The 26,543-nt window shown below is 69.1% G+C and carries 27 protein-coding genes; 17 read left to right on the plus strand and 10 right to left on the minus strand.

The window, feature by feature from the left end; genetic code table 11:
- Positions 1 to 188 precede the first annotated feature (188 nt).
- The gene (locus ACK5KK_RS04125) at positions 189 to 1,610 is read right to left on the minus strand and encodes a phytoene desaturase family protein (RefSeq protein ID WP_416888823.1); all 1,422 of its coding nucleotides are present in this window, start codon (positions 1,608 to 1,610) and stop codon (positions 189 to 191) included.
- A 51-nt stretch (positions 1,611 to 1,661) separates the two neighbouring features.
- Between ACK5KK_RS04125 and ACK5KK_RS04130 the strand changes: the two genes are divergently transcribed.
- Both ACK5KK_RS04130 and ACK5KK_RS04135 read left to right on the plus strand, forming a co-directional pair.
- On the plus strand, positions 1,662 to 2,957 hold the full coding sequence (locus tag ACK5KK_RS04130; RefSeq protein ID WP_416888824.1) for a M20/M25/M40 family metallo-hydrolase: 1,296 nt from the start codon (positions 1,662 to 1,664) through the stop codon (positions 2,955 to 2,957).
- Positions 2,958 to 2,985: 28 nt separating this feature from the next.
- On the plus strand, positions 2,986 to 3,819 hold the full coding sequence (locus tag ACK5KK_RS04135) for an undecaprenyl-diphosphate phosphatase (protein WP_416888825.1): 834 nt from the start codon (positions 2,986 to 2,988) through the stop codon (positions 3,817 to 3,819).
- 43 nt (positions 3,820 to 3,862) lie between these two features.
- Here ACK5KK_RS04135 and ACK5KK_RS04140 read toward each other — a convergent pair whose 3' ends face one another.
- Positions 3,863 to 4,726: a PAC2 family protein gene (locus ACK5KK_RS04140; RefSeq protein ID WP_416888826.1), complete on the minus strand. Its 864-nt coding sequence runs from the start codon at positions 4,724 to 4,726 to the stop codon at positions 3,863 to 3,865.
- 87 nt (positions 4,727 to 4,813) lie between these two features.
- Here ACK5KK_RS04140 and ACK5KK_RS04145 point away from each other — a divergent pair, with 87 nt between their 5' ends.
- The 9 genes from ACK5KK_RS04145 to lnt all read left to right on the plus strand — a co-directional run bounded on the left by ACK5KK_RS04145 (position 4,814) and on the right by lnt (position 14,616).
- A complete protein-coding gene (locus ACK5KK_RS04145; RefSeq protein ID WP_416888827.1) occupies positions 4,814 to 5,494 on the plus strand; it encodes an HAD family hydrolase in 681 nt (226 codons plus the stop codon).
- Positions 5,491 to 6,504, plus strand: coding sequence for a tRNA (adenine-N1)-methyltransferase (locus ACK5KK_RS04150; RefSeq protein ID WP_416888828.1), 1,014 nt, complete (start codon positions 5,491 to 5,493; stop codon positions 6,502 to 6,504). The genes ACK5KK_RS04145 and ACK5KK_RS04150 overlap by 4 nt, the downstream gene beginning before the upstream one ends.
- Before the next feature lie 4 nt (positions 6,505 to 6,508).
- Positions 6,509 to 7,459 (plus strand): FKBP-type peptidyl-prolyl cis-trans isomerase, encoded by a 951-nt coding sequence (locus tag ACK5KK_RS04155; RefSeq protein ID WP_416888829.1) that lies wholly within the window; start codon positions 6,509 to 6,511, stop codon positions 7,457 to 7,459.
- A 55-nt stretch (positions 7,460 to 7,514) separates the two neighbouring features.
- Positions 7,515 to 8,510 (plus strand): helix-turn-helix transcriptional regulator, encoded by a 996-nt coding sequence (locus ACK5KK_RS04160; protein WP_416888830.1) that lies wholly within the window; start codon positions 7,515 to 7,517, stop codon positions 8,508 to 8,510.
- Positions 8,507 to 9,466 carry a helix-turn-helix transcriptional regulator gene (locus ACK5KK_RS04165; protein WP_416888831.1) on the plus strand — a complete coding sequence of 320 codons (960 nt, stop codon included), beginning with the start codon at positions 8,507 to 8,509 and terminating at the stop codon, positions 9,464 to 9,466. Before ACK5KK_RS04160 ends, ACK5KK_RS04165 begins: the two co-directional genes overlap by 4 nt.
- Before the next feature lie 59 nt (positions 9,467 to 9,525).
- Positions 9,526 to 9,774 carry a twin-arginine translocase TatA/TatE family subunit gene (gene tatA, locus ACK5KK_RS04170; RefSeq protein WP_416888832.1) on the plus strand — a complete coding sequence of 83 codons (249 nt, stop codon included), beginning with the start codon at positions 9,526 to 9,528 and terminating at the stop codon, positions 9,772 to 9,774.
- A gap of 66 nt (positions 9,775 to 9,840) precedes the next feature.
- A complete protein-coding gene (gene tatC / locus ACK5KK_RS04175; protein WP_416888869.1) occupies positions 9,841 to 10,602 on the plus strand; it encodes a twin-arginine translocase subunit TatC in 762 nt (253 codons plus the stop codon).
- Positions 10,599 to 13,013 (plus strand): DEAD/DEAH box helicase, encoded by a 2,415-nt coding sequence (locus ACK5KK_RS04180; protein ID WP_416888833.1) that lies wholly within the window; start codon positions 10,599 to 10,601, stop codon positions 13,011 to 13,013. Before tatC ends, ACK5KK_RS04180 begins: the two co-directional genes overlap by 4 nt.
- 37 nt (positions 13,014 to 13,050) lie before the next feature.
- A complete protein-coding gene (gene lnt, locus ACK5KK_RS04185; protein ID WP_416888834.1) occupies positions 13,051 to 14,616 on the plus strand; it encodes an apolipoprotein N-acyltransferase in 1,566 nt (521 codons plus the stop codon).
- Here the strand turns inward: lnt and ACK5KK_RS04190 are convergent.
- The 4 genes from ACK5KK_RS04190 to ACK5KK_RS04205 form a co-directional block, all read right to left on the minus strand.
- Entirely contained in the window at positions 14,606 to 14,971 is a 366-nt protein-coding gene (locus ACK5KK_RS04190) for an RNA polymerase-binding protein RbpA (protein ID WP_416888835.1), read from the minus strand. The two genes, lnt and ACK5KK_RS04190, sit on opposite strands and share 11 nt — an antisense overlap.
- A 165-nt stretch (positions 14,972 to 15,136) precedes the next feature.
- A complete protein-coding gene (locus ACK5KK_RS04195) occupies positions 15,137 to 15,910 on the minus strand; it encodes a glycerophosphodiester phosphodiesterase family protein (protein ID WP_416888836.1) in 774 nt (257 codons plus the stop codon).
- Complete coding sequence (locus ACK5KK_RS04200; RefSeq protein ID WP_416888837.1) at positions 15,907 to 16,833, minus strand: SPFH domain-containing protein; 927 nt, start codon at positions 16,831 to 16,833, stop codon at positions 15,907 to 15,909. Before ACK5KK_RS04200 ends, ACK5KK_RS04195 begins: the two co-directional genes overlap by 4 nt.
- Complete coding sequence (locus ACK5KK_RS04205) at positions 16,826 to 17,299, minus strand: NfeD family protein (RefSeq protein WP_416888838.1); 474 nt, start codon at positions 17,297 to 17,299, stop codon at positions 16,826 to 16,828. Before ACK5KK_RS04205 ends, ACK5KK_RS04200 begins: the two co-directional genes overlap by 8 nt.
- A gap of 128 nt (positions 17,300 to 17,427) precedes the next feature.
- Between ACK5KK_RS04205 and ACK5KK_RS04210 the strand changes: the two genes are divergently transcribed.
- Positions 17,428 to 18,192 (plus strand): SDR family oxidoreductase, encoded by a 765-nt coding sequence (locus tag ACK5KK_RS04210; protein ID WP_416888839.1) that lies wholly within the window; start codon positions 17,428 to 17,430, stop codon positions 18,190 to 18,192.
- On the opposite strand, the gene ACK5KK_RS04215 is transcribed toward ACK5KK_RS04210, so the two are convergent.
- Together ACK5KK_RS04215 and ACK5KK_RS04220 are read right to left on the minus strand one after the other, a co-directional pair.
- On the minus strand, positions 18,193 to 18,738 hold the full coding sequence (locus tag ACK5KK_RS04215; RefSeq protein WP_416888840.1) for an HdeD family acid-resistance protein: 546 nt from the start codon (positions 18,736 to 18,738) through the stop codon (positions 18,193 to 18,195).
- Positions 18,739 to 18,825: 87 nt separating this feature from the next.
- Complete coding sequence (locus tag ACK5KK_RS04220; protein WP_416888841.1) at positions 18,826 to 19,749, minus strand: AEC family transporter; 924 nt, start codon at positions 19,747 to 19,749, stop codon at positions 18,826 to 18,828.
- A gap of 123 nt (positions 19,750 to 19,872) precedes the next feature.
- Here ACK5KK_RS04220 and ACK5KK_RS04225 point away from each other — a divergent pair, with 123 nt between their 5' ends.
- On the plus strand, positions 19,873 to 21,180 hold the full coding sequence (locus ACK5KK_RS04225; protein WP_416888842.1) for a trypsin-like serine protease: 1,308 nt from the start codon (positions 19,873 to 19,875) through the stop codon (positions 21,178 to 21,180).
- A 142-nt stretch (positions 21,181 to 21,322) separates the two neighbouring features.
- Here ACK5KK_RS04225 and ACK5KK_RS04230 read toward each other — a convergent pair whose 3' ends face one another.
- Positions 21,323 to 21,979, minus strand: a complete 657-nt coding sequence (locus tag ACK5KK_RS04230; RefSeq protein WP_416888843.1) for a response regulator — start codon at positions 21,977 to 21,979, stop codon at positions 21,323 to 21,325.
- 184 nt (positions 21,980 to 22,163) lie between these two features.
- Here ACK5KK_RS04230 and ACK5KK_RS04235 point away from each other — a divergent pair, with 184 nt between their 5' ends.
- From ACK5KK_RS04235 to ACK5KK_RS04250, 4 genes are all read left to right on the plus strand, one after another.
- Positions 22,164 to 22,721, plus strand: a complete 558-nt coding sequence (locus ACK5KK_RS04235; protein ID WP_416888844.1) for a PH domain-containing protein — start codon at positions 22,164 to 22,166, stop codon at positions 22,719 to 22,721.
- Positions 22,705 to 24,237 carry a PH domain-containing protein gene (locus tag ACK5KK_RS04240; protein WP_416888845.1) on the plus strand — a complete coding sequence of 511 codons (1,533 nt, stop codon included), beginning with the start codon at positions 22,705 to 22,707 and terminating at the stop codon, positions 24,235 to 24,237. The genes ACK5KK_RS04235 and ACK5KK_RS04240 overlap by 17 nt, the downstream gene beginning before the upstream one ends.
- Positions 24,238 to 24,749: 512 nt before the next feature.
- Positions 24,750 to 24,923 (plus strand): aureocin A53 family class IId bacteriocin, encoded by a 174-nt coding sequence (locus ACK5KK_RS04245; protein ID WP_416888846.1) that lies wholly within the window; start codon positions 24,750 to 24,752, stop codon positions 24,921 to 24,923.
- 398 nt (positions 24,924 to 25,321) lie between these two features.
- Complete coding sequence (locus tag ACK5KK_RS04250; protein ID WP_416888847.1) at positions 25,322 to 25,762, plus strand: nitroreductase family deazaflavin-dependent oxidoreductase; 441 nt, start codon at positions 25,322 to 25,324, stop codon at positions 25,760 to 25,762.
- Positions 25,763 to 25,774: 12 nt separating this feature from the next.
- On the opposite strand, the gene ACK5KK_RS04255 is transcribed toward ACK5KK_RS04250, so the two are convergent.
- Positions 25,775 to 26,539 carry an SGNH/GDSL hydrolase family protein gene (locus ACK5KK_RS04255; protein ID WP_416888848.1) on the minus strand — a complete coding sequence of 255 codons (765 nt, stop codon included), beginning with the start codon at positions 26,537 to 26,539 and terminating at the stop codon, positions 25,775 to 25,777.
- Positions 26,540 to 26,543: the final 4 nt, after the last annotated feature.

The raw sequence follows: 26,543 nt of genomic DNA on the forward strand, positions 1-26,543 counted from the left end.
GACGCGCCCTGGCTGTGGCTGGCGGTGCTCGCCGTCGGGCTGCCGGTGCTGGTCACCGCGGCGTCGTGGCTGGTTCCGCCGCGCCGCCCGGAGCTGACCCGCCGCACCGCGATCGCGTGAGTGCGCCCGTGCGCGGGCGACGGCTCTCTCAGTGGGCACGACCGGCAGTCCCAAGACGGTCGGCCCGCTCATGCCGAGAGGTCGCTCAGTCGAGCGCGGATCCCGTACTGGTCACGCAGCGCTGTGCGCGCCGTCCACCAGCCGGGCATCCCGTGCACACCGGGCCCAGGTGTCGTTGAGGCCGAGCAGAGGTACAGTCCCGGCACTCGCGTGCGCCACGGATGCGGCGACCACCGTGGCCGGGCGATCAATCCGTGCAGGGTGGCGGCGCCCCCGGTGATGTCTCCGCCGACGATGCTGCGGTCGTGCTCGTCCAGCCGCGATGCGGGCACTCCCCAGGAATCCAGCACCCGATCGCGCACTCCGGGGGCGTGGCGCTCGATCTCGGCCAGCACGGCATCACGAAGGTCGCGCGTCGATCCATGCGGCACATGGGCGTACGCCCACACCACCGTCTGACCGCCGGGTGCTCGGCCCGGATCGTGGGTCGTCGGCTGCGAGAGCAGCACGTAGGGACGCTCGGCGTGCCTGCCACGCGCCACGGTGTGCTCGGCGCGGGCGATGTCGTCCCAGTCTCCGCCGAGGTGCACCGTGGCTGCGCCGGTCACCCGCTCATCGGACCAGGGGATCGGACCGTCGAGCAGCAGATCGACCCGGGCCACGCCGTTGCCGGGACGCATCGCCCGCGGCGCGTGGCGCTGCAATGGCGGCGGGAGCATTGACCGCATCGCGGCCGGGCTGACATCGGCGCACACGATGCCGTCGCCGAGCAACTCACCGAGGTCGGTGACCGGGGCCGACGTCTCGATGCGACCGCCGTGGGCGACCAGGTCGGCCGCGAGGGCGTCGGCGACCCGCTGCGCGCCGCCGACCGGCAGGCCCCACCCTCGCACGTGTGCCTGTGCGGCAAGGACCAGACCCGAGGCGGCGGCCCCGAACGACCCCAGCGGCTCGCCGGCGTGCGCGAAGACGCCGGCCAGCAGCGCCCGCGCCGCGGGGACGCGCACCGGCAGCGGGCCCCACCGCGAGGCATGCCAGACTCGCGATGCCACCCGCGCCGCAGCCGCCGGATGCCGAGGGAACCGCAGCATCGGGGCCAACGCCGTCGCAATGACGCCGTCGCCGTCGGCGGTGAGCGGGTCGAACAGGCGTCGCCACGCCGGGCCGTCCGCTCCGAGGCCGTCGACAGTCACGGCAAGGTCTCGGTGTGCGATCGCGGCTGTCGCGCCGCGCGGGTGCGCGTAGGCGACGTCGGGGATGACGTACGGTACCCGCCGCTGCAGACCCCAGGCACGGAAGAACGGCGACGCGAGGGCCAGCGGATGCACCGCGGAGTACCGGTCGAACACCGTCTCGCCGCGCCGGAACGACTGCAACCCGCCGCCGATCGTCGACTCTGCCTCGAGCACGGTGACGCGCAGGCCCGCGCGCGCCATCGTCACCGCTGCCGTCAGCCCGTTCGGCCCGGCACCGATCACGTACGCGTCCATTGCGCCCATCATGCCCCACCGCTGACCTTCGACCGCGTATAGCGTTGGGGCATGACCGCCAGTGTGCTCCCCGAGGTTGCCGTCATCGCGCGGGACTTGATCCGCTTCGACACGACCAACTGGGGCGAGGGCAAGGCGCGGGGCGAGCGCGAGGCGGCGGAGTACGTCGGAGCTTTCTTGGAGTCGCTCGACTTGGCGACGGAGTATTACGAGCCGGCCCCGCGCCGCACGAACGTCACCGCACGCGTGCCGGGACGTGATCGCACCCGACCCGCGCTCGTGCTGCACGGCCACCTCGACGTGGTGCCCGCCATCTCCGAGGATTGGTCCGTCGACCCGTTCGCGGGGGTCATCCGCGACGGCATGCTGTGGGGCCGCGGCGCTGTGGACATGAAGAACATGGATGCCATGATCCTCTGCTCCGTGGCCGAACTCCTGCGGTCCGGTGAGGCACCCGATCGCGATCTGATCCTGACCTTCTTCGCCGATGAAGAGAACGGGGGCGTCGAGGGGTCACAGCTCGTCGCGCGCGACCGGACGCACTGGTTTGCTGGAGCGACCGAGGCCATCAGCGAGGTAGGCGGCTACTCCATCGCCGTCGGAGGGAAGCGCGCCTACCTCTTGCAGGTGGGCGAGAAGGCGCTGATCTGGATCCGGCTGCATGCGCACGGTCTGGCAGGCCACGGCAGCCGCTTCCACGCCGGCAACGCCGTCACCCGGCTGGCGGAAGCGGTCACGGCGCTCGGCCGGGCGGCGTGGCCGATCGAGCTGACCGCGACCACCCGAGAACTCGTGACCCGACTCGCCGACCTCGCCGGCGCCGACCCGGGCGACCCGGATGCCGTGGCCGACGCCACCGGCCCCGCCGCACCCTTCCTGCAATCCACGTTCCGTACCACCGCGAACCCGACCGGGCTGACGGCCGGGTACAAACACAACGTGATTCCCGACGCGGCGGTCGCGGCGATCGACATCCGCACCCTCCCCGGCCAAGAGGCGGCCGTTCTCGCCGAGGTGCAGCGGATCGTCGGCGACGACATCCGGCTGGAGGCGGTCCATCAGGACATCGGACTGGAGGTGCCGTTCCAGGGCGCGCTCGTCGACGCCATGCTCGCCACCCTCGCCCGTCACGATCCCGGGGTACCGGTGCTGCCCTATCTCATGGGCGGCGGCACCGACAATAAGGCCCTCGCGGAGCTCGGCATCGACGGATTCGGGTTCGCGCCGTTGCGCCTTCCGGCCGACCTGGACTTCACCGGTATGTTTCACGGTGTCGATGAGCGCGTCCCGATCGACGCACTGACCTTCGGTCAGCGGGTGCTCACCGACCTGATCCGTACCGCCTGACGCGCGCCGTCTCACCCGAAGGACCGACATGCACCTGCTCGAGGCGATCTTCCTGGGCATCATTCAGGGACTCACCGAGTTCCTGCCGATCTCGTCGAGTGCGCACCTGCGCATCGTGGGGGAATTCCTCCCGTCCGCGCAGGACCCCGGCGCGACTTTCACCGCGATCACGCAGATCGGCACCGAACTGGCGGTGCTGATCTACTTCTGGAAGAAGATCGTGCACATCATCGTGCAGTGGTTCCGCTCACTGACCGGTGCGGTACCGCGCAACGATCCCGATGCCCGGATGGGCTGGATCGTCATCATCGGCACCGTGCCCATCGGCGTCCTCGGCTTCCTCTTCCAGGACGTCATCCGCGACACCTTCCGCAACCTCTGGCTCGTCGCGATCGTGCTCATCGTGTTCGGCATCCTCCTGGGCGTGGCCGACGCGCTGGGCAGCCGTACCCGCACCGAGGCCGACCTGACCTACCCGCACGGGCTGGCGTTGGGGTTGGCGCAATCCCTGGCGCTGATTCCGGGCGTCTCCCGGTCCGGGGCCACCACGACCATGGGCCTCGCGCTGGGCTACACGCGGCCGGCGGCGGCGGAGGTCGCGTTTTTGCTGGCGGTGCCGGCCGTGTTCGGTAGCGGCGTCTACGAACTGATCCAAGCCATCGAAGAGCCGGGAGCGGCGGTGTTCTCGCTCACCGAAACCGCCGTCGCGACCGTGTTCGCCTTCGGGGTGGGCCTGGCGGTCATCGCGTTCCTGATGCGCTACCTCAAGCGCGGCAGCTTCCTGCCGTTCGTGTTGTACCGCATCGCGCTGGGGGGGCTCCTGATCGTCCTGCTGAGCCTCGGCGTGCTGCAGCCGTACTGAGCCCGTTGCGGGCGCTGTGCGCCGGTGCCCGGGGGTTGCCCACTCAGCGACGGGGGTCCTCGCGGCCTGGCTTCGTAGGCCCCTCGCCGTCACGGCGCAGATACCGCTCGAACTCCTGCGCGATCGCGTCTCCGGATGCCGCCGGCGAGTCCCACGCGTCCCGGGTCTGCTCCCGCTGACGGATGTACTCCGTCATCTCCTCGTCGTCGGCGGCCGCCGCATCGATCGACGCTTCCCACGCCAGCGCCTCCGCGGGCAACTCGCCGCGCTCGACCCGGCCCCCGGTGAGTTCCTCGAGCTTCGACAGGAGCGCCAGCGTCGCCTTCGGCGAGGGGGACTGCCCGGCGACGTAGTGCGGCACGCTCGCCCACAACCCCGCGGTCGGGATGCCGGCGACCCCGGCGGCCTGCGCGAGCACGCTGAGAATGCCCACCGGCCCCTCGTAGGTGGAGCGTTCCAGATCGAGCTCGGCCCGCAGCGCCTCGTTGTCGCTGCCCGCGAACACTGAGATCGGGCGGGTGTGTGGCACGTCGGACATCATCGATCCCAGCGCGACCACGCCCGTGATGTCGTGACTGAGTGCGGCGTCGATCAGCTCACCCGCGAACGCCTGCCACGCGCGCGCCGGCTCCACCCCGGTCAACACCCACAACTCAACCGGGTCGTCCCCGGCCACGGGGCGGAACATCGTCGCCTCCGGCCAGACCAGCGCGCGCCCGCCGTCGCCCTCGGCGCGCATGTGCGGTCGCGTGTACTGGTAGTCGAAATAGAGCTCGGGGTCGACCGAGAAGACCGCTTCGTACCGGTGAGCCGACCGCACCCGTCGGGCTGCCGCCGACGCCGCCTCACCGGCATCGTTCCACCCGTCGAATGCGATCACGAGCACGCGTCGTCCCAGACCTGTCACCGGGCTCCTTTCGCTAGGTCGATCCCCCCACGATACGCCGGGACCGGTGCACGGGGGCGCGACGCCCCGCTCGGTAGAATCGATCGGGTGACCGTAACCTCACCCGCCGCCGTTCTGTGGGACATGGACGGCACCCTTGTCGACACCGAGCCGTACTGGATGGCTGCCGAGACGCCCCTCGTGGAGAGCTTCGGCGGCACGTGGAGTCACGAGCAGTCGCTGGAGCTGGTGGGTGCGGGCCTCAGCGACGCGGCCGCGGTGCTGCAGCGAGCCGGCGTCACCCTCGACATTCCCGACATCGTCGATCGCCTCACCGACGACGTGATGCGTCGGGCCCGTGAGTTCGGCGTGCCCTTCCGGCCGGGGGCGCGGGAGCTACTCCGCGACCTCCGCCGCGCGGGAGTGCGCACGGCTCTCGTGACGATGTCGATGCGCCGCATGGCCGACACGATCGTGGAACTGATCGACTTCGACGCGTTCGACCTGGTACTCGGCGGAGACGATGTCGCCCGCCCCAAGCCCCACCCGGACCCGTACCTGCACGCGTGTGAGGCACTGGGGGTCGATCCGGCGGATGCCGTCGCCGTCGAGGACTCGCCGAGCGGCCTGCGCTCCGCGCTCGCGGCGGGGATCGCGACGATCGGTGTGCCCCACATCGTGCCGCTGACGGACGTCGGTGCCCACGCGCTGTGGCCGTCCTTGCGTGACCGCACCGCAGCCGACATCGCCGGCTTCTACACTGCCCACCGTGCCGAGGCACCGGCGTGAGCGCCGACCTGCGTCCGAGCGGTCCGTTCCGTCCCGGCGACCGCGTCCAGTTGACGGGCCCGAAGGGGCGCATGCACACCGTCACGCTGCGCCCGGATGGCGAACTGCACACGCACCTCGGGGTGCTCCGGCACGACTCGATCATCGGCCAGCCCGACGGCTCGGTCGTCATCGGCAGCGGCGGACACCACTACCTGGCCCTGCGGCCGCTGCTCCAGGATTTCGTCATGTCCATGCCGCGCGGCGCCGCGATCGTGTATCCGAAGGACGCCGCGCACATTCTCGCGGCCGCCGACATCTTCCCCGGCGCCACCGTCGTGGAAGCGGGCGTCGGGTCCGGCGCACTGTCGCTGTGGCTGCTGCGCGCACTCGGACCCACCGGACGCCTGCTCTCGTTCGAGCGGCGAACGGAGTTCGCCGAGGTCGCCACCGCGAACATCACCGCCTTCCTCGGTGACGTGCCGCCGTCGTGGCGGGTCATCGTCGGCGACCTCGTGGAAGAGTTGCCCGATGCCGCGGCGCCCGCGACGGTCGACCGTGTCGTGCTCGACATGCTCGCGCCGTGGGAGTGCATCGACGCCGTCGCCACCGCCCACACCCCCGGGGGTGTCGTGCTGTGCTACGACGCGACGGCGACCCAGCTCAGCCGCGTCGCGGAGTATCTGCGCGGCACGGGGCTGTTCACCGATCCCGTCGCGACCGAGACGCTGGTGCGCGGCTGGCACGTCGAGGGCCTCGCCGTCCGGCCCGATCACCGGATGGTGGCTCACACCGGCTTCCTCCTCACTGCGCGCCGGCTCGCGCCGGGGGCGGTTCCGCCCGATGTGCGCAAACGTGCGCTCAAGAAGCCGAGCTATGACGACACGGATGTCGAGTTGTGGACGCCCGGGGCGGTGGGCGACCGCGAGATCACCGACAAGAACCTGCGCAAGCGGGTCCGTGACGCCCAGCGTGCCGCAGACGGTGCGCGTCGGGCGGCGGGGGAGCGCCTCGGCGACGACGTAGACTGATCCGGTGCGTCGGATCTCAGCAGTTGTCACCGCCCTCGCCCTGTCGTCCCTTGCCCTCGTGGGCTGCACCGCTGCGGGCGGCGGCGACGCAGCATCGTGCGAGCGGGCAGAACCCGACTCCACGGCGTTCGACCTCATCGAGGCCACCGGTCCCACCGATGCTCCACAGGTGACGCTCGATGCACCCGTGCACGTGACGGAGACGGTCTACTCGGACGCCACGGTCGGCGACGGCACCGCGATCACCTCTCGTTCCCAGGACGTGAAGTTCACCGCCGTCCTCGCCAACGGATCGACCGGCCAGACCATCATCGCCGCGCCCGCCGAGACGAATCTCAACGACTTCGCCGTCAACTACGAGGGGATCGTCAAGATGCTCGACTGCGCGCGGGAAGGCTCGCGCATCGTCGGGGCGATCCCCGCCTCCGACCTGTCCGAGCAGGTCGTGCAGGGTGTCGCGCTGGGCGAGAACGACGCCGTCGTCGCCGTCATCGACGTCGACCGGGTATACCTCCCCGCCGCGAACGGCGCGCCCCAGTACAACGACGGGGCCGGTCTTCCGGCGGTCGTGCTGGCTCCCGACGGCCGCCCCGGGGTCGTCATCCCCAACGCCGTCGCGCCCTCACAGCTCGTGGTTCAGGTGCTGAAGAAGGGCACCGGCGCGCCCGTCACCGCCGCCGACGCCGTGCGCGTGCACTACACCGGCCTGACCTGGGCCGAAAAGACGGTCTTCGACTCGAGCTGGCAGAAGGGCGCATCGGCCACCTTCACCCTCGACGGTGTCGTGCCCGGTTTCGCGCAGGCGCTCGAGGGGCAGACCGTCGGGTCCCAGATCCTTGCCATCATTCCGCCCGACCTCGGGTACGGCGACCAGGAGTCGGCGTCGATCCCGGCCGGCTCCACGCTCGTGTTCGTCATCGACATCCTCGGCGTCGACGAGGCGACGACGCCGTAGGCGAACGCCCGCGGTGTTCCCCCGCACGCCGCGACCCCGACCCTAGGATGGGCTGGTGCCCATCGAGTCGACGTCCACCGCACCGGAAGAACGCCTGGTCAACCTCGTCGTCGCGCTCCTGGCCACCGAACAGGGGCTGACGAAGGAGGCCATCCTGTCGTCGGTCGCGGGGTACCGCGAGCAGGCGGAGGGCGGGGCCGGCAAGGACGCGCTGGAGAAGATGTTCGAGCGCGACAAAGAGAATCTTCGCGGTCTCGGCGTCCCCATCGAGACGATCGGCGACCACGCCGACCCCCAGGACCTGCGCGACGCGCGCTACCGCATCCCGGTGGCAGAGTACGCGCTCCCCGTCGATGTCGAGTTCACCCCGTCCGAACTGGCGGTGCTGAACCTCGCCGGCGGCGTGTGGAGCGAGAGCTCCATGTCGGCACCCGCGCGCAGCGGGCTGCGCAAGATCCGCGCGCTCGGCATCGAGGTGGACGCACCCATCATCGGGTACTCGCCGCGCATCAGCCTGCACGAACCCTCGTTCGCGCCGCTGCAGCACGCGATCGAACAGGCGCGCGTCGTCGAGTTCTCCTACCTGAAGGGCGGTGACACCGCGCCGCGTGTACGCCGGGTCCAGCCGCTGGCCTTGATCGAGTACGAGGCGCGGTGGCACCTGTTCGGCATTGACCTCGGCGTCCAGAGCGATCGCACGTTCCTCCTGTCACGCATCGTCACCGACGTCACCGTGACCCGCACCCGGTTCGACGCGGGTCTACGCACCGGCGCGGGGGAGCGCGCGATCGAGGGTCTGCGCGCGGTCGCGGCACGCAACCGCGCGCAGTTGGAGGTCGATCCGGGCACGGAGGCGGCACTCCGGCTCGGGCGCCGCGCGACGCCGGCCGACCAGGGCGTGTACGTCAGCTACGTCGATCTGCACGTGTTCGCCGACGAGCTGGCGTCCTACGGCCCGGAAGTGCGGGTCGTCTCGCCGCCCGAACTGCGCTCCGGCGTGATCGACCGGCTCCGTCGCACCTCCGAAGCGCACGCGGCGGTCGCGCCGTGACGGCCCGCCCCGCGGTTGCCACCGAACGCGCCGCCCTCATTCTGCAACTCGTGCCGTACCTCATCGGAAAGGGCGAGGTCAGCGTGGCCGAGGCGGCGGCGGAGTTCGACGTGTCGGCGACCGAGATGACCCGGATGGTCGAGAAGCTCACCGTCATCGGCCTACCCGGCGATGGCGGGTTCTGGCAGATGGCCAACGACCTGTTCGACATCGACTGGGACCTGCTCGACACGCAGGGCATCATCTCCATCACGAACACGGTGGGTCTGGAGCAGAGCCCCCGGCTCACCGCGCGTGAAGCGGCCGCGCTGCTGGCCGGACTGCAGCTGGCCGTCGCGCTCCCCGGAGTCGGTGACAGCGGGGTCGTGCAGGGGCTGCTCGCGAAGCTGGCGGCCGCGGCGGCCGCCGCACCGCCCGAGGTCGTCGTGGTGCCCGATGCCGTCGATGACGTCCGGGTGACCGTCGCCGACGCACTGCGCCGGTCGGTCGCGGTGTCGTTCTCCTACAGTGCCCCCGATCACCCCAGCACCACCCGCACGGTCGATCCGGTGAAGGTCCACATCGCCGACGGGCAGTGGTATCTGCAGGGGTGGTGTCATCTGCGTCGCGCGATGCGCACGTTTCACCTCGACCGCGTCAGCGGTGTGTCGCTAACCGACATCCCCATCAGCCACGCCACGGACCCGGTACCGGATCTTTTCGCCGCCAGCGCCGACGATGCCGTTGTGCACGTGCGGTTCCCCGCGGCGGTCGCTCCGCTGTTGACGGAGTATCTGGACGAGCCGGTCACCTCCCAGCCCGGCCCCACCCGCATCGGGCGGTTCCGCATGGCCGATGAACGCAGCGTCAAGCGCCTGGCCGCGCGCCTTGGCGGAGACCTCGAAGTGCTCGGTCCCGCGGCGGCACGGCGGGCGGTGCGAGCCTGGGCGGATGCCGGGCTCGCCCAGTACCGCTGACCACAGCGTCTGCTTCGGCGGGTACACTTGTCGAAATCGCTCGAACGAGGAGATCACTCATGGGCAACCTTTTCGCAGGTCCGCACCTGTGGATCATTCTCATCGTCATCCTGCTGCTGTTCGGGGCGGCCAAGCTCCCCGCGCTCGCCAAGAGCATGGGACAATCCGCACGCATCTTCCGCGGCGAGATGAAAGCCATGAAGGACGACGGCGCATCCGCCGATGACGTCGCGCCCGCCGATGCGACCGCACCCACGACCACCTCGCAGGCAGACCCGGGAACCAGCCCCGACATCCCCAAGTCTTAGCGGGCCGTGGCCACGGCCGAACAGCCTCGCCTCGGAGAAGGCGAGGAACCGAAGCGCGACAAGCGCATGTCGCTGGGCTCCCACCTGAAGGAGTTGCGCAGGCGACTGATCATCGGGGCGATCGCGTTGGTGGTCGGGATGGTGATCTCGTTCATCTTCACCGAGTCCATCATCCAGGCGATGTCAGAACCGATCCGCATCGTCGCCGACCGCCGGGGCGACGATCCCGACGCCATCGTGCAGTTGATGTACTCGACGGTCACGGGGCCGTTCGACATGCGGTTGCGCATCGCCTTCGCCGTCGGCATCATCCTGTCGGCACCGGTGTGGCTGTGGCAGCTGTGGGCGTTCCTCATGCCCGGACTGACCCGCAAAGAGATCCGTTACACGGTGGGCTTCATGGCCGCCGCGATTCCGCTGTTCTTCGCCGGGTGTTTCGTCGGCTGGTGGGTGATGCCCCACATCGTCGAGATCATGGCATCGTTCTCGCCGACCGGGTCGGCCAACCTCTACGAGGGCAAGTACTACTACGACTTCGTCTTCAAACTCCTGGTCGTCGTCGGCATCTCATTCGTGGTGCCGGTGTTCCTGGTCGCCCTCAACCTCGCCGGGATCGTCAGCGGCAAGGCGATCCTCAAAGGGTGGCGCGTGGCCATTCTCATCACGGTGGTCTTTGCGGGTATCGCGACGCCGGCGGCGGACATCGTCAGCATGCTCCTGCTGGCCGCCATTCTCATCGTGCTGTACTTCAGTGCGGCCGGCCTGTCGCTCCTTGTCGACCGCCGTCGACGCAAACGTGACCGGTCGACGTTCGGCCCGCCCGCGTGAGCGACGCCGCCGACCGGTACGTACGCGCCGAGTCCGCCCGCGCGCACCCGCGTTCCACCGCGTTCGCCGATGCGCAACCGTTCGCGCTCGACCCGTTCCAGGTCGCCGCGTGCCACGCCCTGGAAGACGGCCGCAGCGTGCTGGTGGCCGCCCCCACCGGGGCCGGCAAGACGATCGTCGGCGAGTTCGCGGTAGATCTCGCGATGCGAGAGCCGGGGGCGAAGGCGTTCTACACGACGCCGATGAAGGCGCTGTCGAACCAGAAGTTCCGGGAGTTGCAGGCGCGCTACGGTGCCGACGAAGTGGGCCTGCTCACTGGCGACACCAATATCAACGGATCCGCTCGTGTCGTCGTGATGACCACCGAGGTTCTGCGCAACATGCTGTACGCCGACTCCACCGCCGTGCACGGGCTGCGGTACGTCGTGATGGACGAGGTGCACTACCTGGCCGACCGCTTCCGCGGGGCCGTCTGGGAGGAGGTCATCATCCATCTCCCCGCCGATGTCCGCTTGGTATCGCTGTCGGCGACCGTCTCCAACGCCGAGGAGTTCGGCGACTGGCTCGACACCGTCCGCGGTGACACCGAGGTCATCGTCTCCGAGGTGCGGCCGGTGCCGCTGGAGCAGCATGTCCTGGTGCGCGGCGACCTGTTGCCGCTGTTCGACGACCGCTCCGGGTTCGCGACGGCGGAGGTGAATCGAGAGCTTCTCCGCCTAGGCTCGGCCAAGGCAATGGACGACGACTACGTGCGCCACCGCAAGAGTGGCAAACGACCGCCCCGGCCGCCCCGGCCGCCCCGGGGGGAGCGGGTTGACCGTCCCCAGGTCGTCGAACTGCTGGGAAGGTCGGGGTTGCTCCCGGCCATCTTCTTCATCTTCAGCCGTGTCGGGTGCGATGCCGCCGTGCAGCAGATGCGGCGGGCCGGCATCCGCCTGACCAGCCGCGAGGAGCGCGACGAGATCCGTCGCATCGTCGACGAGCGCACCGGCTCGCTGCCGGACGACGACCTCGCTGTGCTGGGCTTGTGGGAGTGGCGGGAGAATCTGGAACGCGGGGTGGCAGCGCACCACGCCGGGCTCCTCCCAGCCTTCAAAGAAGTGGTCGAGGAGCTGTTCCAGCTCAAGCTCGTCAAGGTCGTGTTCGCCACCGAGACGCTCGCCCTCGGGATCAACATGCCCGCCCGCACCGTCGTTCTCGAAAAGCTCGAGAAGTTCAACGGCGAGGCGCGCGTGGCCATCACCTCGGGCGAGAACACACAGCTGACCGGCCGGGCCGGCCGCCGCGGCATCGACATCGAAGGTCACGCGGTGATCCCGTGGACCTCCAGCGTGGATCCGGCATCGGTCGCCGCGCTGGCGTCTCGCCGCACGTACCCACTCACCTCCAGTTTCCGGCCGACCTACAACATGGCCGTCAATCTCATCGCCCAGTTCGGGCGGGATCGGGCTCGCGAAGTACTGGAGTCGTCCTTCGCCCAGTTCCAGGCCGATCGCTCGGTGGTCGGTCTGGCGCGTCGCGTGAAGGAGGCCGAGGAGTCCCTCGCCGGCTACCGGGACGCGATGGCCTGCGATCGCGGTGATTTCCTCGAGTACGGCCGCATGAGGCGCGAGCTCACCGATCTTGAGAAGAAGAACCGTGCCGCTCGCGCGGCCCCCAAGACGGTTCAGCAGCAGCGGACGCAGCGCATCGCCACACTGCGCCGCAACCTGGCACGGCACCCGAGCCATGCCTGCCCCGATCGCGAGGCGCACGCGCGGTGGGCACAGCGGTACACGAAACTGCGCCGCGACACCGATGCGCTGCGCGCGCAGATCGAAACCCGCACGGGCACGGTCGCCCGTGTCTTCGACCGCGTCGTGGAAGTGCTCGCCGCGCGGGAGTACCTCACCGCCGCCGGTTCCACCGCCCGCGTGACCCCGGCCGGCTCGACCCTCAAGCGCATCTACGGCGAACGCGACCTGCTGGTCGCCGAATCGTTGCGCCGAGGCCTGTGGAGCGACCTCGACGCGGCCGGTCTGGCCGCCATGGCGTGCTGCCTGGTGTATGAGCCGCGGCGGGACGAGACGGGGGAGGGGCGCCTTCCCCGGGGAGCGTTCCGGGATGCACTTGGCCGCACGGAGGACCTCTGGGCGCAGCTGGACGAGGCGGAGCAGCACCATCACCTGCCGGGCACCGCGCCGATCGCCACCGGGCTGGCCCCCACCATGCACACGTGGGCGCGTGGCGCCCCGCTGGATCGCGCCCTCGCAGACGCCGATCTTGCCGCCGGCGACTTCGTGCGGTGGGCCAAGCAGACCATCGACCTGCTGGACCAGCTCTCCCTCGTGGCCGACCCCCCGGTCGCGTCGACCGCACGCAAGGCCCTGGATGCCGTGAGACGCGGGATCGTGGCCTACTCGTCGCTCTGAGCGGAGCACCCCCCTCTGACCGACGTAGGCTGGTGCGGTGCCCGATCGTCCCCTGCTACCGCTGTGGGCCGCCGCTCTGTGCGCCGCTGTGGGTGGAGCGGTCCTCGACCTCGCGTTCCCTTCCGTGGGGTGGTGGCCGCTGGCGTTCGTCGGCGTCGCACTGTCGCTGCTGTCGCTGATGGGCCGCAGCGCCTGGGGAGCGTTCCTGGTCGGCGGGGTGTTCGCGGCGTCGTTCTGGCTGATCCACATCGTGTGGATCACCCGCTACCTAGGGGTCGTGCCGTGGTTCGCGCTGGCGGGCGTAGAGACGGTGCTGTCCGCCGCCGGGGCCGTCCTGATCGCGCTGGCATACCGCTGGCTGCCCCGCGTCGCGCCGGGACCCTGGGGGCACCTGGTGGCCCTTCCCGCGCTCGTTGCGGGCCTGTGGACGGCGCGCGAGATCTTTCTGGGCTCGTGGCCCTACACCGGATTCCCGTGGGCGCGGATCAGCGTCAGCCAGGCCGAGAGCCCGCTCGCCGATCTGGCCTCGTGGACGGGCGTGTCGGGCCTCACGTTCCTCATGGTGTTCGTCGTCGCCGCGGTGGTCGAGTGGGCGCGGTGGGGGAGGTGGCGTGAGATCCGCGCCGCGCTGCCGGCCGGCCTCGCCGCCGTGGCGCTGGTCGCCGTGCCCGCGTTCCCGACCACCGACGCCGGGTCGATGCGGGTGGGAGCGGTCCAGGGCAACGGCCCGGCCGCGTACTTCGACGAGCACGAACCGTGGGCGGTGCTCGACGCGCAGCTGGCGGCGACGACGCCGCTCGTGGGCGAGGACATCGACGTGCTGCTGTGGCCGGAGGGCGGCGTCGACGGCGACCCGCTCTCGAACGCCTCCGTGGCGACCGTGCTGGACCGCCTCGCGGTCGCCGTGGACGCACCACTCATCGTGAACGCCGCAACCACCCGCGGCGGGTCGGGTTACAACACGTCGATGCTGTGGCAGTCCGGCGCGGACAACCCCGTTGCGATCCACGACAAGGCCAACCCGGTGCCGATGGGTGAGTATGTCCCCGACCGTTGGTTCTACGAGGCCCTCGCGCCCGATCTCATCGGACTCATCCAACGTGAGTACACACCGGGCACCAACGCGCCGTTCTTCGAGGTGAACGGCATCGGCGTCGGGCTGGCGATCTGCTTCGACGTCATCTACGACGACGTCATCTGGGCGGGCGCCGCCGACGGCGCCCAGGTGTATATGTTCCAGACCAACAACGCCGATTTCCGTGACACCGATGAAAATCTGCAGCAGCTCGCCGTTGCCCGCATGCGGGCGATCGAAACCGGCCGGGCCGTCGTCAACCTGTCGACCGTCGGCACGAGCCAGGTGATCGCCCCCGACGGCACGACGCTGGACGCCCTTCCCGCCGGGGAACCGGGTGCGATGCTCACCCGCGTGCCGCTGCGTACCGGGTTGACCCCGGCGGTGGTCGTGGGGCCGTGGCTGAAGGCCCTGCTGTTGTGGGGGAGCCCGGTGTGCCTCGCCGTGGTCGGCGTGGTCGTTCGCCGCCGGAACACAGCGATACCGGGGTCGGCCGACCCCGGTATCGCTCGTGACGTCAGGCGGTGAGGCGCGACTCGCCGCGCCGCTCACGCAGCAGAGCGAGGCGTTCCTCGAGGAGTTCCTCCAGCTCGGGGATGGTGCGCCGTTCCAAGAGCATGTCCCAGTGCGTGCGCGCGGCCTTGTCGCCGGAGTGATCGACGTCGGCGAGCTTGTCGCCGACACGCAGACGTGCTTCTGCACCGCACGTGCGGCACTCCCACGTCTCGGGTACCTCCGCGTCAGCGGCGAAAGTCAGCACCGTCTCGCGCTCGCACTGCATGCAGGCGTAGGTGTGGTCGGTGCGCTCGTGGAACACGACGCCTTCCTCGCTCTGCAGGCTGGTGGCGCCGAGTCGGATGCCGCGCAAGCTGCGGTCTGCCATTGTGTGGTCCTCTCCTCGCTCATCAGGTATAACGACTGGACCTGTGCGGGGAATCCGAACGACGGCCCTGGATCCGGTTTTCACAGCGGATGCACAGCGCGACGCGACCGCGGAGATCGGGGGAGCCTTGCCCGTCAGCACGCCGGGGCCAGCCGACAGCGCGTCTCACCGGTTGCTGGCCACGACGGCGAGCCCGAGATCGCACCGGTCGGTGACGATCCCATCGACGCCCAGGTCGAGCAGCCGCGCCATCTCGTCGGGCTCGTTCACGGTCCACACGTGCACCTCCACGCCGTGCCGGTGGGCCGCGGTGATGAGCCGGGGAGTGGCCAGCCCCACGCCCCGGAGACGCTCGGGGATCTGCAAGGCATCGATGCCACGCAGTACACGGGAGAGCAGGCGGTCAGATCGGAGCGCAACGGCCAGAAGGACGTTCGCGACCGTGCCGCGCCCGCCCGAAGCGGCGGGCGTCCCGCCCGATCGGTGCGCGGCGGCGACGGCGACCCGGCGACGGGCATCGGAGAAACTCGACACGAGGACACGCTCCGCGTGCCGAGCGATGGCGCGGCCCATCGGTGCGGACACGTCATCCGATTTCGCGTCGAGGTTGAAGCGCAACGTCGGAAAGGACTCCAACGCTTGTTCCAGCCTGATCAACCCGCCGCGGTCGGCCATCAGGTGCTCGAGCTCGGCGGCGGTGACCGTCGACACCGGGCGAGGATCACCCAGGACCCGATCGAGGCGTTCGTCGTGGGCGAGCACGACGACCCCGTCGCCGGTGAGGCGGCAGTCGGATTCCACGTAGTCGGCACCGGCGGCGTGGGCTGCGGCCACGGCCGCGAACGAGTTCTCCGCCACGCCTTCCGCATCCGGCGGCACGAATCCCCGATGCGCCAGGATGCGGGGGGACGCCGCCCCACGGAACCACGCGTGGGTCATGGTGTGGCGTCGTTGGACGCGCCGGAGGTCCCGGCGCCGAATCCCTTGCTGAGTCCTTTGAGCGCATCGGTGAACTCGCTCGGAATGATCCACAGTTTGCTCGCGGCACCCTCGCTGATCTTCGGCAGCGTCTGCAAGTACTGGTAGGCGAGAAGCTTGTCGTCGGGGTTGCCGGCGTGGATCGCCGAGAACACCGACTGGATCGCCTCGGCCTCGCCCTCGGCGCGGAGCACCGCGGCAGCCTTGTCGCCCTCCGCGCCGAGGATGGAGGCCTGACGGCGCCCTTCGGCCTCGAGGATCTGAGACTGCTTCGACCCCTCGGCCGTGAGGATCGCGGCGCGTCGGTCGCGCTCCGCACGCATCTGCTTCTCCATGGAGTCCTGAATGGACGCGGGCGGGTCGATCGCCTTCAGCTCCACCCGCGACACTCGCAGACCCCATTTGCCGGTTGCTTCGTCCAGGACGATCCGCAATTTGCTGTTGATCTCGTCGCGGCTGGTGAGCGCCTCCTCGAGGTTCAGCCCACCGACGACGTTGCGCAGCGTGGTCGTGGTCAGCTGCTCGACGGCGCTCAGATAGTTCGCGATCTCGTAGGTCGCGGCCCGGGCATCGGTCACCTGGAAGTACACCACGGTGTCGATGGAGACGACGAGGTTGTCCTCGGTGATCACCGGTTGCGGCGGGAACGACACCACCTGTTCGCGCATGTCGACCAGCGGGCGGAGCCGGTCGATGAAGGGGACCAGCAGGTTCAGCCCCGGACTGAGGGTGCGCTGGTAGCGTCCGAGCCGCTCCACGATGCCGGAGTACGCCTGCGGGATGATCCGGATCGAGCGGAAGAGCACGACCACGACGAAGATCGCCACGACCACTAGCAGGACGGCGATGAACACCTGTCCGATGAACTCTCCGATGTCAACCATGGGCATCACTCCTTTCCTCGGGCGCCACCTCGACGATGGCCCCGCGCACACTTTGCACGATCACCCGGCTGCCAACGGCGGGTGCACCGCCGGTCGCCGATGCGCGTGCCGTCCAGGTCTCTCCATTGTCCAGCTTCACCGTGCCGTCGCCGTCGACGAACGCAGCGGTCACTCGTGCCCCCATTCCGGTGAGGGCATCCACGTTCGTGGGCACCGCCCGGCTGCTGCGGTGGAGCAGCCGGAGCAGGAGCGGTCGGATCGTGAACAGCAGCAGGGCGGACACCACGGCGGCGGCGAGCACCTGCAACCACCAGGGACCGCCGAGCAGGTTCACCCCGAGGCCGCCGATCAGTGTGCCGGTGGCGAGCATCAAGAAGGTGAACTCGAGCGTGATCAGCTCGACGATGACGAAGACCACCGCAAGGACCAGCCACGCGATCCACAGGTATTGCGCCAGATCCGGCATCACCGCCTGCCTCCGCTCACCTCGTGCTCACTCTCGAACCATAACACCGCCACGGAGCCGACGACGGTTGATAATGTCGGAGCGCCCGCGTGTGCGGGCAGCCCACCTCGATCAGGAGCGCAACACCGATGTCCCAGCCCCTCCCCGCCGGCTCGCTCACGGGCCGTACCGCCCTCGTCACCGGATCCTCACGCGGCATCGGCGCCGACACCGCCCGCTACCTGGCGCAGGCCGGAGCCAACGTCGTGATCAACTTCCGAAACAAGGCGCCGCGGGCCGAGAAGCTCGCCGCCGAGCTGCGCGAGTTGGGCGTCGAGGTCCTCACCGTCGGAGCCGACCTGACGGATGCACAGTCGGTCGCACAGATGTTCCTGACGGTGGAGGAGACGTTCGGGGCGCTCGACATCCTGGTGCTCAACGCCTCCGGTGGGATGGAGAGCGGTATGGCCGCGGACTACGCGATGACGCTGAACCGGGACGCACAGCTGGGTGTGCTCGCCGGTGGATTGCCGCTGCTGGGCGACGGGTCTCGCGTGGTGTTCGTGACCAGCCACCAGGCCCACTTCATCCGCACGACCCCGACCATGCCGGAGTACGAGCCGGTCGCCCTCTCCAAGCGCGCGGGGGAGGACGCCCTGCGGGAACGCGTCGACGAGCTGACGGCACGCGGCATCGGCTTCGTCGTCGTTTCCGGCGACATGATTGAAGGCACCATCACCGCGACGCTGCTCGAGCGCGCCAACCCCGGAGCGATCGCCGCCCGCAAGGAATCGGCGGGCAAGCTGTACAACGTGTCGGAGTTCGCCGCCGAGGTCGCCCGTGCCGCCGTCGATCCGATCCCGGCCGACCACACCCGCCTGGTCGGCGACACCAGTTCGTTCGGCGGTCGCTGACTATTTGCCGAAGGTGAACGCCCGCACCACCTGAACGACGCCCAGCACGATCGCCGAGACACCGAGGAGCCACCACAGCACTGCGGCGCCCAGCAGCGGGGAGAACAGGAGCGTGACACCCGCCACGGTCGAGACGATCGCGAAGAACACCGTCCATCCCCGCGAGACGGCGAGGCTCAGCGTCGACAGTGCCACGACACCCTCGACGACCCACATGATGCCCACGAGAATGCCCAGGAAGATCCCGAGCCACGTGGCCGTGGCGCCGAGGTTCGCGAACGCGACGATGCCGGAGATGATGAACAGGACGCCGAGCAGGATGTGCCCGACGCGGGACCAGCCGCCCCGGTCCTTCGAGAAGATGCCGAGTCCGGCATACGCCAGCCCTGCGGCGATCGCGTAAACGGCGATGATGCCGGTGGCGACCGCGGCGGTGCGGCCGGGCCATACCAGGATCAGTATGCCGGTGATGATCGCGAGCACGCCGCCGACGCCGAAGGCGGTGCGGATGCTGTTGCGTTCTGATTGCAGTGGTGTCGCGAACATGTGATGCCCTCCCGCATCCTGCTTGGCAGATCGTGTCCCACACTAGTGCCGCAGCCGCGTCCCCGGCCACGGGGACGGCCGAACGGGTCAGCCTCCGAGGACGGTCACGATGAACAGCAGGATCGGGACACAGCCCACGGTGGTGACGAAGACCGTGTCGCGGGCGATCGTCTCACCCACGCCGTAGCGCTGAGCGTAGTTGAACACGTTCTGCGCCGTGGGCAGCGCCGCCAGGACAGTGATCACCAGCACATCGTGCGGGGCGAGGGCGAAGACGAACCGGGCCACCGCCCACGCCGTCAGCGGCATCACGACCAGTTTCAGAGCCGAGGCCAGGAGCACGTCGCGGCGCCGACCGGCCGCTCCCAGGACGCGCTGGCCGTGCAGCGAGATGCCGTAGCTGATCAGCAGCACCGCGATGCACGCATCCCCGATCAACCGGGCCGGGTCCATGACGATCGGCGGCAGCTCGATCCCGGAGAGCGAGACGGCGACCCCCAGCACCGAGCCCACCACGACAGGGTTCGTCACGGTGCGTCGCAGAATCGGGAGCAGCCGCCGCTGGCCGCTCGTGATGGCCTCGAACAGCGCCATGCTCACCGGTGTGAACACGAGCAACTGCAGCAGGATCACGGGCGCGGGGTAGGCCGCGCTGCCGAGGAGATACAGCGAGATCGGGATTCCGATGTTGTTGGAGTTGACCTGACCGGACGAAAGGGTCCCGATGAGCGTCTCGGCCATGTTGCGCCTCCACACGACGCGCGCGACCACGGCGTAGACGGCGAACACCGTGACCGCCGCGATCGCCGAGACCGGGAGCAGGGCCGAGAACAGGGACTGCACGTCCGCTTCGGCCAGCACGACGAACAGCAGGAACGGGGACAGCACGAAGAAGGTGAGCCTGCTCAGCACGTAGCGTGCGTGCGGTCCCAGCAGGTCGGTGCGCCCCAGAATCCACCCGACGAAGATGGCGGTGCCCACAACGACGAAACCTGTGAGCGTATCCAGCATGCGTTGAGCCTATGGGCGTGCGGGGGCCGACGCGAACCCCGGAAGCGCTCCCACACCCATAGACCGGCGAGGTCTCGGTTGGTATCATCGAGGTGATTCGGGGATTGACGCTTGGAGCAAGTTGTGTCCCCCCGCACTTCCCGTATCACCGCCGTCGCTGTGCTCGCCGCCCTCGGATGCCTGCACGCACTTCACGCACCGTCGGCCGAGGCCACGGCTGTGGCCGCGCCAGTTTCCGCATCCGAAGCGTTCGACCTCGATGAACTCGTGGCCGCGCTCGACGCCGACGTGAGTGGGGCCTCCGAGGTCTCCGCGCGTGCGGCAGAGACGGGGGAGGGGAGCGGATACGGCAGTCTGGTGACCCAACCCGGCAGCTCCGTCGCCGACCTGTACTGGAAGGGCCGCATCCCGCCCCGTGTCGCCGCCGTGCTCGCCGCGAACCCGGGGATCCGTGTGCGACTGCACGAGGCGCGCTGGAGCCTGGACGAGCTGGTCGCGGCGCGGGATGCTGCCTTCGACCTGATGCAGGTCGGGCGGTTCGCGCGGCTCGACCGCGTCGCGATCGGCCCGCTGCCGGATTCCAGCGGCATCACGGTGCTGTTGGGTGCTGTTTCGGCGGGTGAGGCGCGGTCGGTGGACGCGATGCTGACGGCCCGCACCGGCGTACGCGTGGTCGTGGAGGTCGATGTCCCCGAGATCGTTCCGGCCGTGGCACGTCAGTCCGATGAGAGCCCGTATTCGGGAGGAGCCGGGATCCGGCTGTACGGCGGCGATTCGTCCGCCTACTGCTCGTCGGGGGTCGCCGTGGTCGGCAAGTCAAGCGGCCGGGACTACTTGACGACCGCCGCGCACTGCAACCGTGCGGTGGTCCTCAACACCGGCCACGAATCCGGCGTCGTCAAGACGTTCGGTGCGCTGGAGACGGTGGGGGCATGGACCACGAGCGCCTCATGGGTCGAGCTGGATCGGGACGCTGCGATCCTGCCCATCCGTAGCGGCGCGACCGGATCGGGCAAAGTATATTGGGGGTCACCATCATCCAGTCAGACCCGCGAGGTCGATGCCGCCTCCACGTCACCGATCGGCGCGACGGTGTGTCCGAGTGGCGCGAACTCCGGCACCCATTGCGACTTCACGGTGAAGGCGAAGAACTTCGTGTACGAACTCTCCGGCCAGGTCGTGCAGAACGTCGTCTGGGCGACGTCATCGGGCGGCGCGGTCGCCCAGGGTGACAGCGGCGGGCCGGTGATCCGAGAGACGAGTTCGGGACGCTACCTGCTGGGTTTCATCAGCGGGTTGTCCGGCGACTCCGGCGACTGCAACGGTCAGACCCTGGCCTACCGCGACGCCAGTGTCGTCTGCGGCCACGACGTGTTCTACATCGGAAACGTCGCCAGCGTCCTCGACGAACTGAACGTCCGCCTGAAGTAACAACCCCACCCCACACCGCCACCACCCCCCACACCCTGAACCCGCGAGACTACAGCGCCGGTATCGAGTCCGCACCGCATCCGCACGGTCTCGATACCGAGCGTGTAGTCTCGCGGGCCGGGGGACGGCGCGGTCGGCGCGCCTACATCACCACGAGACCGTGCCTCGAAGCGCGCACCAACACCTGAACCCGGTCACGGACGCCCCATTTGGTCATGATGCGACGCAGATGTGATTTCACCGTCGCCTCCGACAAGAACAGCTCATGGGCGATCTCGAGATTGGATTTTCCCTCCGCGAGCAAAACGACGACGTCGAGTTCTCGATCCGACAGCTTCTCGGAGTCGGAGAAGCCGTCTCCGCGAAGCGCCCGGCTACGCGCCGCTCCCGTGAGGAGTTGTTCGGCCGCGCGCGCCGAGAACGCGTAGCCGCCCCGGTACACAGTGCGAATGGCGGCCACCAGTTCATCTGGTTCCGAGTCCTTGACGAGATAGCCGCGCGCGCCGGCCTCGAGGGCGTCCGCAACGGCCGAATCACCGCTGAAGGTGGTCAGCGCGATGCACCGAACGGCCGTTCGGGTGTCGTGGAGTGCGCGGATCGTCGAGATGCCGTCACGTTTCGGCATCCGTAGATCGATCAGCGCCACATCGGGTGCACACGCGTCGCACAGTGCTTCGACGCCCTCGCCGTCGCGGGCCTCACCGACCACGTTCATCCCCGAAGTGTCGTCGATGAACACCCGCAACGCGGTGCGCACAAGTGCCTCATCGTCAACGATGAGTACGGCGATGTTCGACACGGGCGCAAGTATAGACTCGCGCGGGCCGACGAAACTGGCGGCTTTCCGCCACCGGCGATGCCAGACCGCTCCTTCGAATGGATGAGGCAGACCCCGCCATGTGCATGAGGGGGACCGCAATAGTTCCCCCTACCGTGGAGTTCAGACACACGTGCTCGGTGAACCCCGGAGGAGGATGATGGTGGTGTTGACCACAACAGAGGAAGAGGCCACGACCCTCATGGAGCAGCACCATACTCCGGAGTTGCCGGTCGCGGGCGCGCCGGGCGATCGACGGTTGGCACCGGCCGCGCACGGCTACCTCGCCGCGACGGGCCTGCTCGGCACCCTGTTCGGGGGCGGTGTTGCCCTCGCGGCGATTCTGCTGTGGGTGCACGACCCCTGGTGGCGCCCCGCCCTGCTGATCGCACTGGGGACCCTCGTTGTCGGGGGAGTGGTCCTCGACCTCGTCATTCTCAACCCGCTGGAGATCGCGTACACCTCCTATACCGTCACAGCGGACTTCGTCTACATCCGCCGCGGGAGGTTCTTTCGTCGTTCGCTCGTCATCTCGACCGCCCAGATCCTCAACGTCGAGATCGTCGAAGGCCCCCTGCTGCGGGCGTTCGGCGTCGTCAAGGTGAGCTTCACCTGCCTCACCGAGGAGAAGTCGATCTCTCCGGTAAGGTCGCAGGAGGCCGAACGGATCCGCGCACTGGTGCTCGACTCCCAGACGGATGCTCGCGATGTCTATCCACGTTGAGAACGAGTTGCGCAGGCTGCCCGCGCGGACGATCGTCGCCGGCTACCTCGGTCATGCGCCGTCGATCGTCACCAGCGTGCTCGGCCTCTGGGTGTTCGTCACACGTCCGGACGTCTGGCCGGGGCAGTGGGCGGCGGCGCTGTTCGGAGCCTTCATCCTGTTTCGGATCGTCGATCCCGTCTACGAGTACGCAACGGTACGCTACCGCTCCGACCCCGACGTGATCGTGCTCCGGCATGGTCTGATCAGCCGCCACACCCGGAGTCTGCGGTGGTCGGATGTGACAGCGCTGCAGGCGGAGGAGACCTGGTCGTTGCGTCCGTTCCGCCTGACTCGCGTGACCGTCTTGCAGGGCGGCGAAGAGTCGGCACAGCTCGTGCTGCCGGCGGTGCTCGCGCCGGAACTCGATCGCCTCCGTTCCTTCGCCCCCCGGAATGCGACCAGCAAGACGTCCGGCGCCACGGAGTATGACACCGACGACCTGCTCGTCGCCGAGCGCGGGCCGGACCGCGACGAGCAGCTCATCTACCGCGCGACGCTCACGCAGTTGCTGATCGCCGCTCTGGTCTACGGACAGTTCGCCCTGCTCGGCGTGGCGCTGGGCTACGCCCTGTTCGAGCTGTTGGACACGTTCGAGCTCACCGACGGGCTGCTCGCGCTCGCCGCCGCCGGCCCCTGGGTCTTCGGCGTGTTCCTCGGCCTGATCGTCATCGCAGGCGGGTTCGCTTCCACACTGGTCCGTTATGGGCGTTTCCAGGTGTGGCAGCGAGATGACGGAAGCATCCGCATCGCCTACGGCTTGCTGACGCGACGCGATCGACGCATCGACGCATCGGCGATCGAGGGCATCGTCGTTCACCGTAACCTTGTCGAGATCCTGTTGGGGCGCGCGCGGATGTCCATCCTGAGCACCGACTCCGCCCGCCAGCTCGGCGGGAACCTCGTCATCCCCTCGCTGACGCGCGGCATCGTCGCCGACATCGCACAGCGCAGCTTTCCCGCGCACGTCGACGACGTGACGCTGCTCACCCGACCCGGCGCCGCCTGGCGCAGTCTCGGGGCCGCCCTGACGGTCGTGGTCCCCGCCTGCGGGGCGGCTTGGGGCTTCGTGACAATGCAGTGGCCGTTACTGCTGGCCGTTGTGGCCGCCCTGATCGTGGCGCGCACACTCCTGGGCCTGGGGCGTGTCGTGGGCACGCGTCTTCGGATGGGCGAGCGAGGGATGGTCGCGCTGACAACGCATCATGCCTCCGAGCGTCAGGTCGTCCTCCGCGCACTCGCGGTGCACTGGCTCTCGTCCTGGGATCTGTTCGGCCGGCCGCGACTCGCCGCCGTCCACTATTACGCCGGACGGCCGCATCGTGGCACGGCGGTGCGGCTCTCAGAGCTCGATGTCGCTCGCCTGCAAGGCCGCATCGCTGAGCGCGGACCGCGGATCACGCAGGTGCGGTCGGCGCGTCGCGCGCACGCCGCCCGCCGCGCCAGGATCGCTCAGCTGGTCGACGAAGCCCCCTGACCTCCCGCGCCGTACTCCCGGCGCCTGCGTTGCCGCGGAACGGCGTCACGCCACCTTTCACCCCTGCCACCACCTCTCTCATGAGTCGCGTCATGAGAGAGGTGAGCACCACGGCCCCGCCGTAGGTTCAGCGCATCCAGTGTGGGGATCGCGACGCTTGGTCAGGGGCGCCGTAGGTTCAGCGCCGGTTGCGAGTGTCTGCGCCCGGGGTGCCTGCGAGACCAGTCGGGGTTGGCCCAGGTATCCGCCGCTAGACACGGGCACACCGAAGCGGGGCCGTCGTGCCCCTCGCGATGTGCGCTTCCGCCCGATGCTGGCACGAAGCACAGAACCCCGCCGTCGACGTTCGGGCGGGTTTCGCGCCGCAGGGGTCATCCGTCGGTCCGGCCGAGGACCATCCGAACGATGGACCCCATTGCGTCCCGCGAACGGCGAGGGGGACGCCCTTGAATTCCTACCGTCGAAGTACGACCTCACACCGAGTGAGGGACGCTCAACGAAAGGCAACTCCCATGGCATTCCTTCGCTTCGTCGCTTGGCTCGCTCGTCAGATCTGGAAGTACCGCACGGTTCTGGCTCGGATGGTCCGCTGGGCCTGGGCGAACCGCGCACGGGTCACGCGCTGGCTCGAGATCGGCATCACCTACGGCACCATCGCGGGCTGGATCTACAACGCCGTTCGCTGATCCAGCGCCGGTTCATCCGTGAACCGCCGGTTGAGGCTCCGCACGCATCGCGTGTGGAGCCTCAACTGCGTCACCCGTCACCTGACGCCGCTGCTCCGATTCGGATACTGATAATGCACATTATGTCAGCTCAACGAAGCAGCAAGGCATCAGAGGCAATCTCGCCTCACTCTCCCGCCGAGGTTACTCGGGTTGTCGGACGCGTCGGCTTTGAGGCTGACGAGGGAGGTGAACACGAACGATTCCACAACACGGGCGGATAACTTCACGAAGACGATCCTCGGGTACTTCGACGACCAGGCAGATCTGGACTTTGCGGAATTGCGCGCGCGGCAGCGACCTCTACAACGGCGGTGTCGGCGGGCTGCCCCCGCACCATCGGGACTACTCTGGACACCATGCCACTGCACGGAGAGTACAAGCCGTCCACATCCGAGTGGGCGCGAACCCAGGCCGAGACCTTCGAGGCCTCCGGCGGAGCGGAAGCCAACGAACTGCGCGGCGTACCGATCATCGTTCTCACTACGGTCGGCGCGCGCACCGGCGCGCTGCGCAAGACCGCACTCATGCGCGTCGAGCACGACGGGTCGTACGCCGTGGTCGCCTCCAAGGGCGGCGCCCCCGACGAACCGCACTGGGCCGGCAACATGCGCCGGCATCCCCACGTCGAACTCCAGGATCGCGACGTCACACGCGACTACACCGCGCACGAAGCCACCGGCACCGAGCGCGAGATGTGGTGGGCGCGTGCCGCGAACGTCTGGCCGGACTACAACGAGTACCAGAGCAAGACCGACCGTCAGATCGCGATCTTCGTCCTGGAACCTCAGTCGGCCTGACGCGCCGCTTTCTCAGTCCAGCGCCTCGGGGGCCACGGTGACCCACGACGGATGCTTGGGCTCACGGCCGTCGCCCGACGACGTCCCGGTCAGCCGCCGCCGCACCCACGGCCCGAGGTGGTCCCGCAGGTACTCGGTGCGGCTCAGGCGTGTCCAGCCGGGCAGCTCCGGCTGCGACCACCAGCCGTCCGGCACCCGCTCCCCCACCGCGTCGAGCACGCGCGCAGCCACACGGTGATGACCGCGGAAATTCATGTGCAATCGGTCAGCGGCCCAGTACGTCGGCATCGCCAGCTCGGTGTCGTCCCGATTGAGCACCATGACCGTGTCCTGCCCGTCGAGACGTGCGAGCACGGCACGTGAGAGCGCGTCGCCGCGGCGCTGGATCAGCCGGCGGAGCGGCAACTGGCCCGACGGGTTCGCCCCCGACAGCACGACCAGCGTCACCCCTTCGGCGCGACACCGGTCCCGCACCCGCGTGAACGCGTCGGCGATCCGCTCGATCGGCGCACGCGGGCGCAACATGTCGTTCCCGCCGCCGTTGAACGACAGGTGCGTGGGCTCCAGCGAAAGCGCGCGCTCCAGTTGCTCGTCGACGATGGGCCACACCAGTTTTCCCCGAATCGCCAGGTTCGCGTACTGGATCGGTTCCCCGCGGGACGCCGCCCAGCCCTGCGCAGCCAGATCCGCCCACCCCCGCACCCGACCGTTCGGGAGTTCATCGCCGACACCTTCCGTGAACGAGTCCCCCAGCGCGACCAATCGAACGGATGCCATCACC

It is taken from the genome of Microbacterium sp., from assembly GCF_047972865.1.
Taxonomy (GTDB): Bacteria; Actinomycetota; Actinomycetes; order Actinomycetales; family Microbacteriaceae; genus Microbacterium.

Bases quoted from the DNA above. Each gene is read 5' to 3' on its own strand.
- ACK5KK_RS04130 (WP_416888824.1), top strand. From the start codon at position 1,662: ATGACCGCCAGTGTGCTCCCCGAGGTTGCCGTCATCGCGCGGGACTTG.
- ACK5KK_RS04125 (WP_416888823.1), bottom strand. From the start codon at position 1,610: ATGGACGCGTACGTGATCGGTGCCGGGCCGAACGGGCTGACGGCAGCG.
- ACK5KK_RS04215 (WP_416888840.1), bottom strand. From the start codon at position 18,738: ATGTTCGCGACACCACTGCAATCAGAACGCAACAGCATCCGCACCGCC.
- ACK5KK_RS04205 (WP_416888838.1), bottom strand. From the start codon at position 17,299: ATGCCGGATCTGGCGCAATACCTGTGGATCGCGTGGCTGGTCCTTGCG.
- ACK5KK_RS04200 (WP_416888837.1), bottom strand. From the start codon at position 16,833: ATGGTTGACATCGGAGAGTTCATCGGACAGGTGTTCATCGCCGTCCTG.
- ACK5KK_RS04255 (WP_416888848.1), bottom strand. From the start codon at position 26,539: ATGGCATCCGTTCGATTGGTCGCGCTGGGGGACTCGTTCACGGAAGGT.
- tatC (WP_416888869.1), top strand. From the start codon at position 9,841: ATGTCGCTGGGCTCCCACCTGAAGGAGTTGCGCAGGCGACTGATCATC.
- ACK5KK_RS04195 (WP_416888836.1), bottom strand. From the start codon at position 15,910: ATGACCCACGCGTGGTTCCGTGGGGCGGCGTCCCCCCGCATCCTGGCG.
- ACK5KK_RS04135 (WP_416888825.1), top strand. From the start codon at position 2,986: ATGCACCTGCTCGAGGCGATCTTCCTGGGCATCATTCAGGGACTCACC.
- ACK5KK_RS04250 (WP_416888847.1), top strand. From the start codon at position 25,322: ATGCCACTGCACGGAGAGTACAAGCCGTCCACATCCGAGTGGGCGCGA.
- ACK5KK_RS04190 (WP_416888835.1), bottom strand. From the start codon at position 14,971: ATGGCAGACCGCAGCTTGCGCGGCATCCGACTCGGCGCCACCAGCCTG.
- ACK5KK_RS04240 (WP_416888845.1), top strand. From the start codon at position 22,705: ATGTCTATCCACGTTGAGAACGAGTTGCGCAGGCTGCCCGCGCGGACG.
- ACK5KK_RS04210 (WP_416888839.1), top strand. From the start codon at position 17,428: ATGTCCCAGCCCCTCCCCGCCGGCTCGCTCACGGGCCGTACCGCCCTC.
- ACK5KK_RS04220 (WP_416888841.1), bottom strand. From the start codon at position 19,749: ATGCTGGATACGCTCACAGGTTTCGTCGTTGTGGGCACCGCCATCTTC.
- tatA (WP_416888832.1), top strand. From the start codon at position 9,526: ATGGGCAACCTTTTCGCAGGTCCGCACCTGTGGATCATTCTCATCGTC.
- ACK5KK_RS04245 (WP_416888846.1), top strand. From the start codon at position 24,750: ATGGCATTCCTTCGCTTCGTCGCTTGGCTCGCTCGTCAGATCTGGAAG.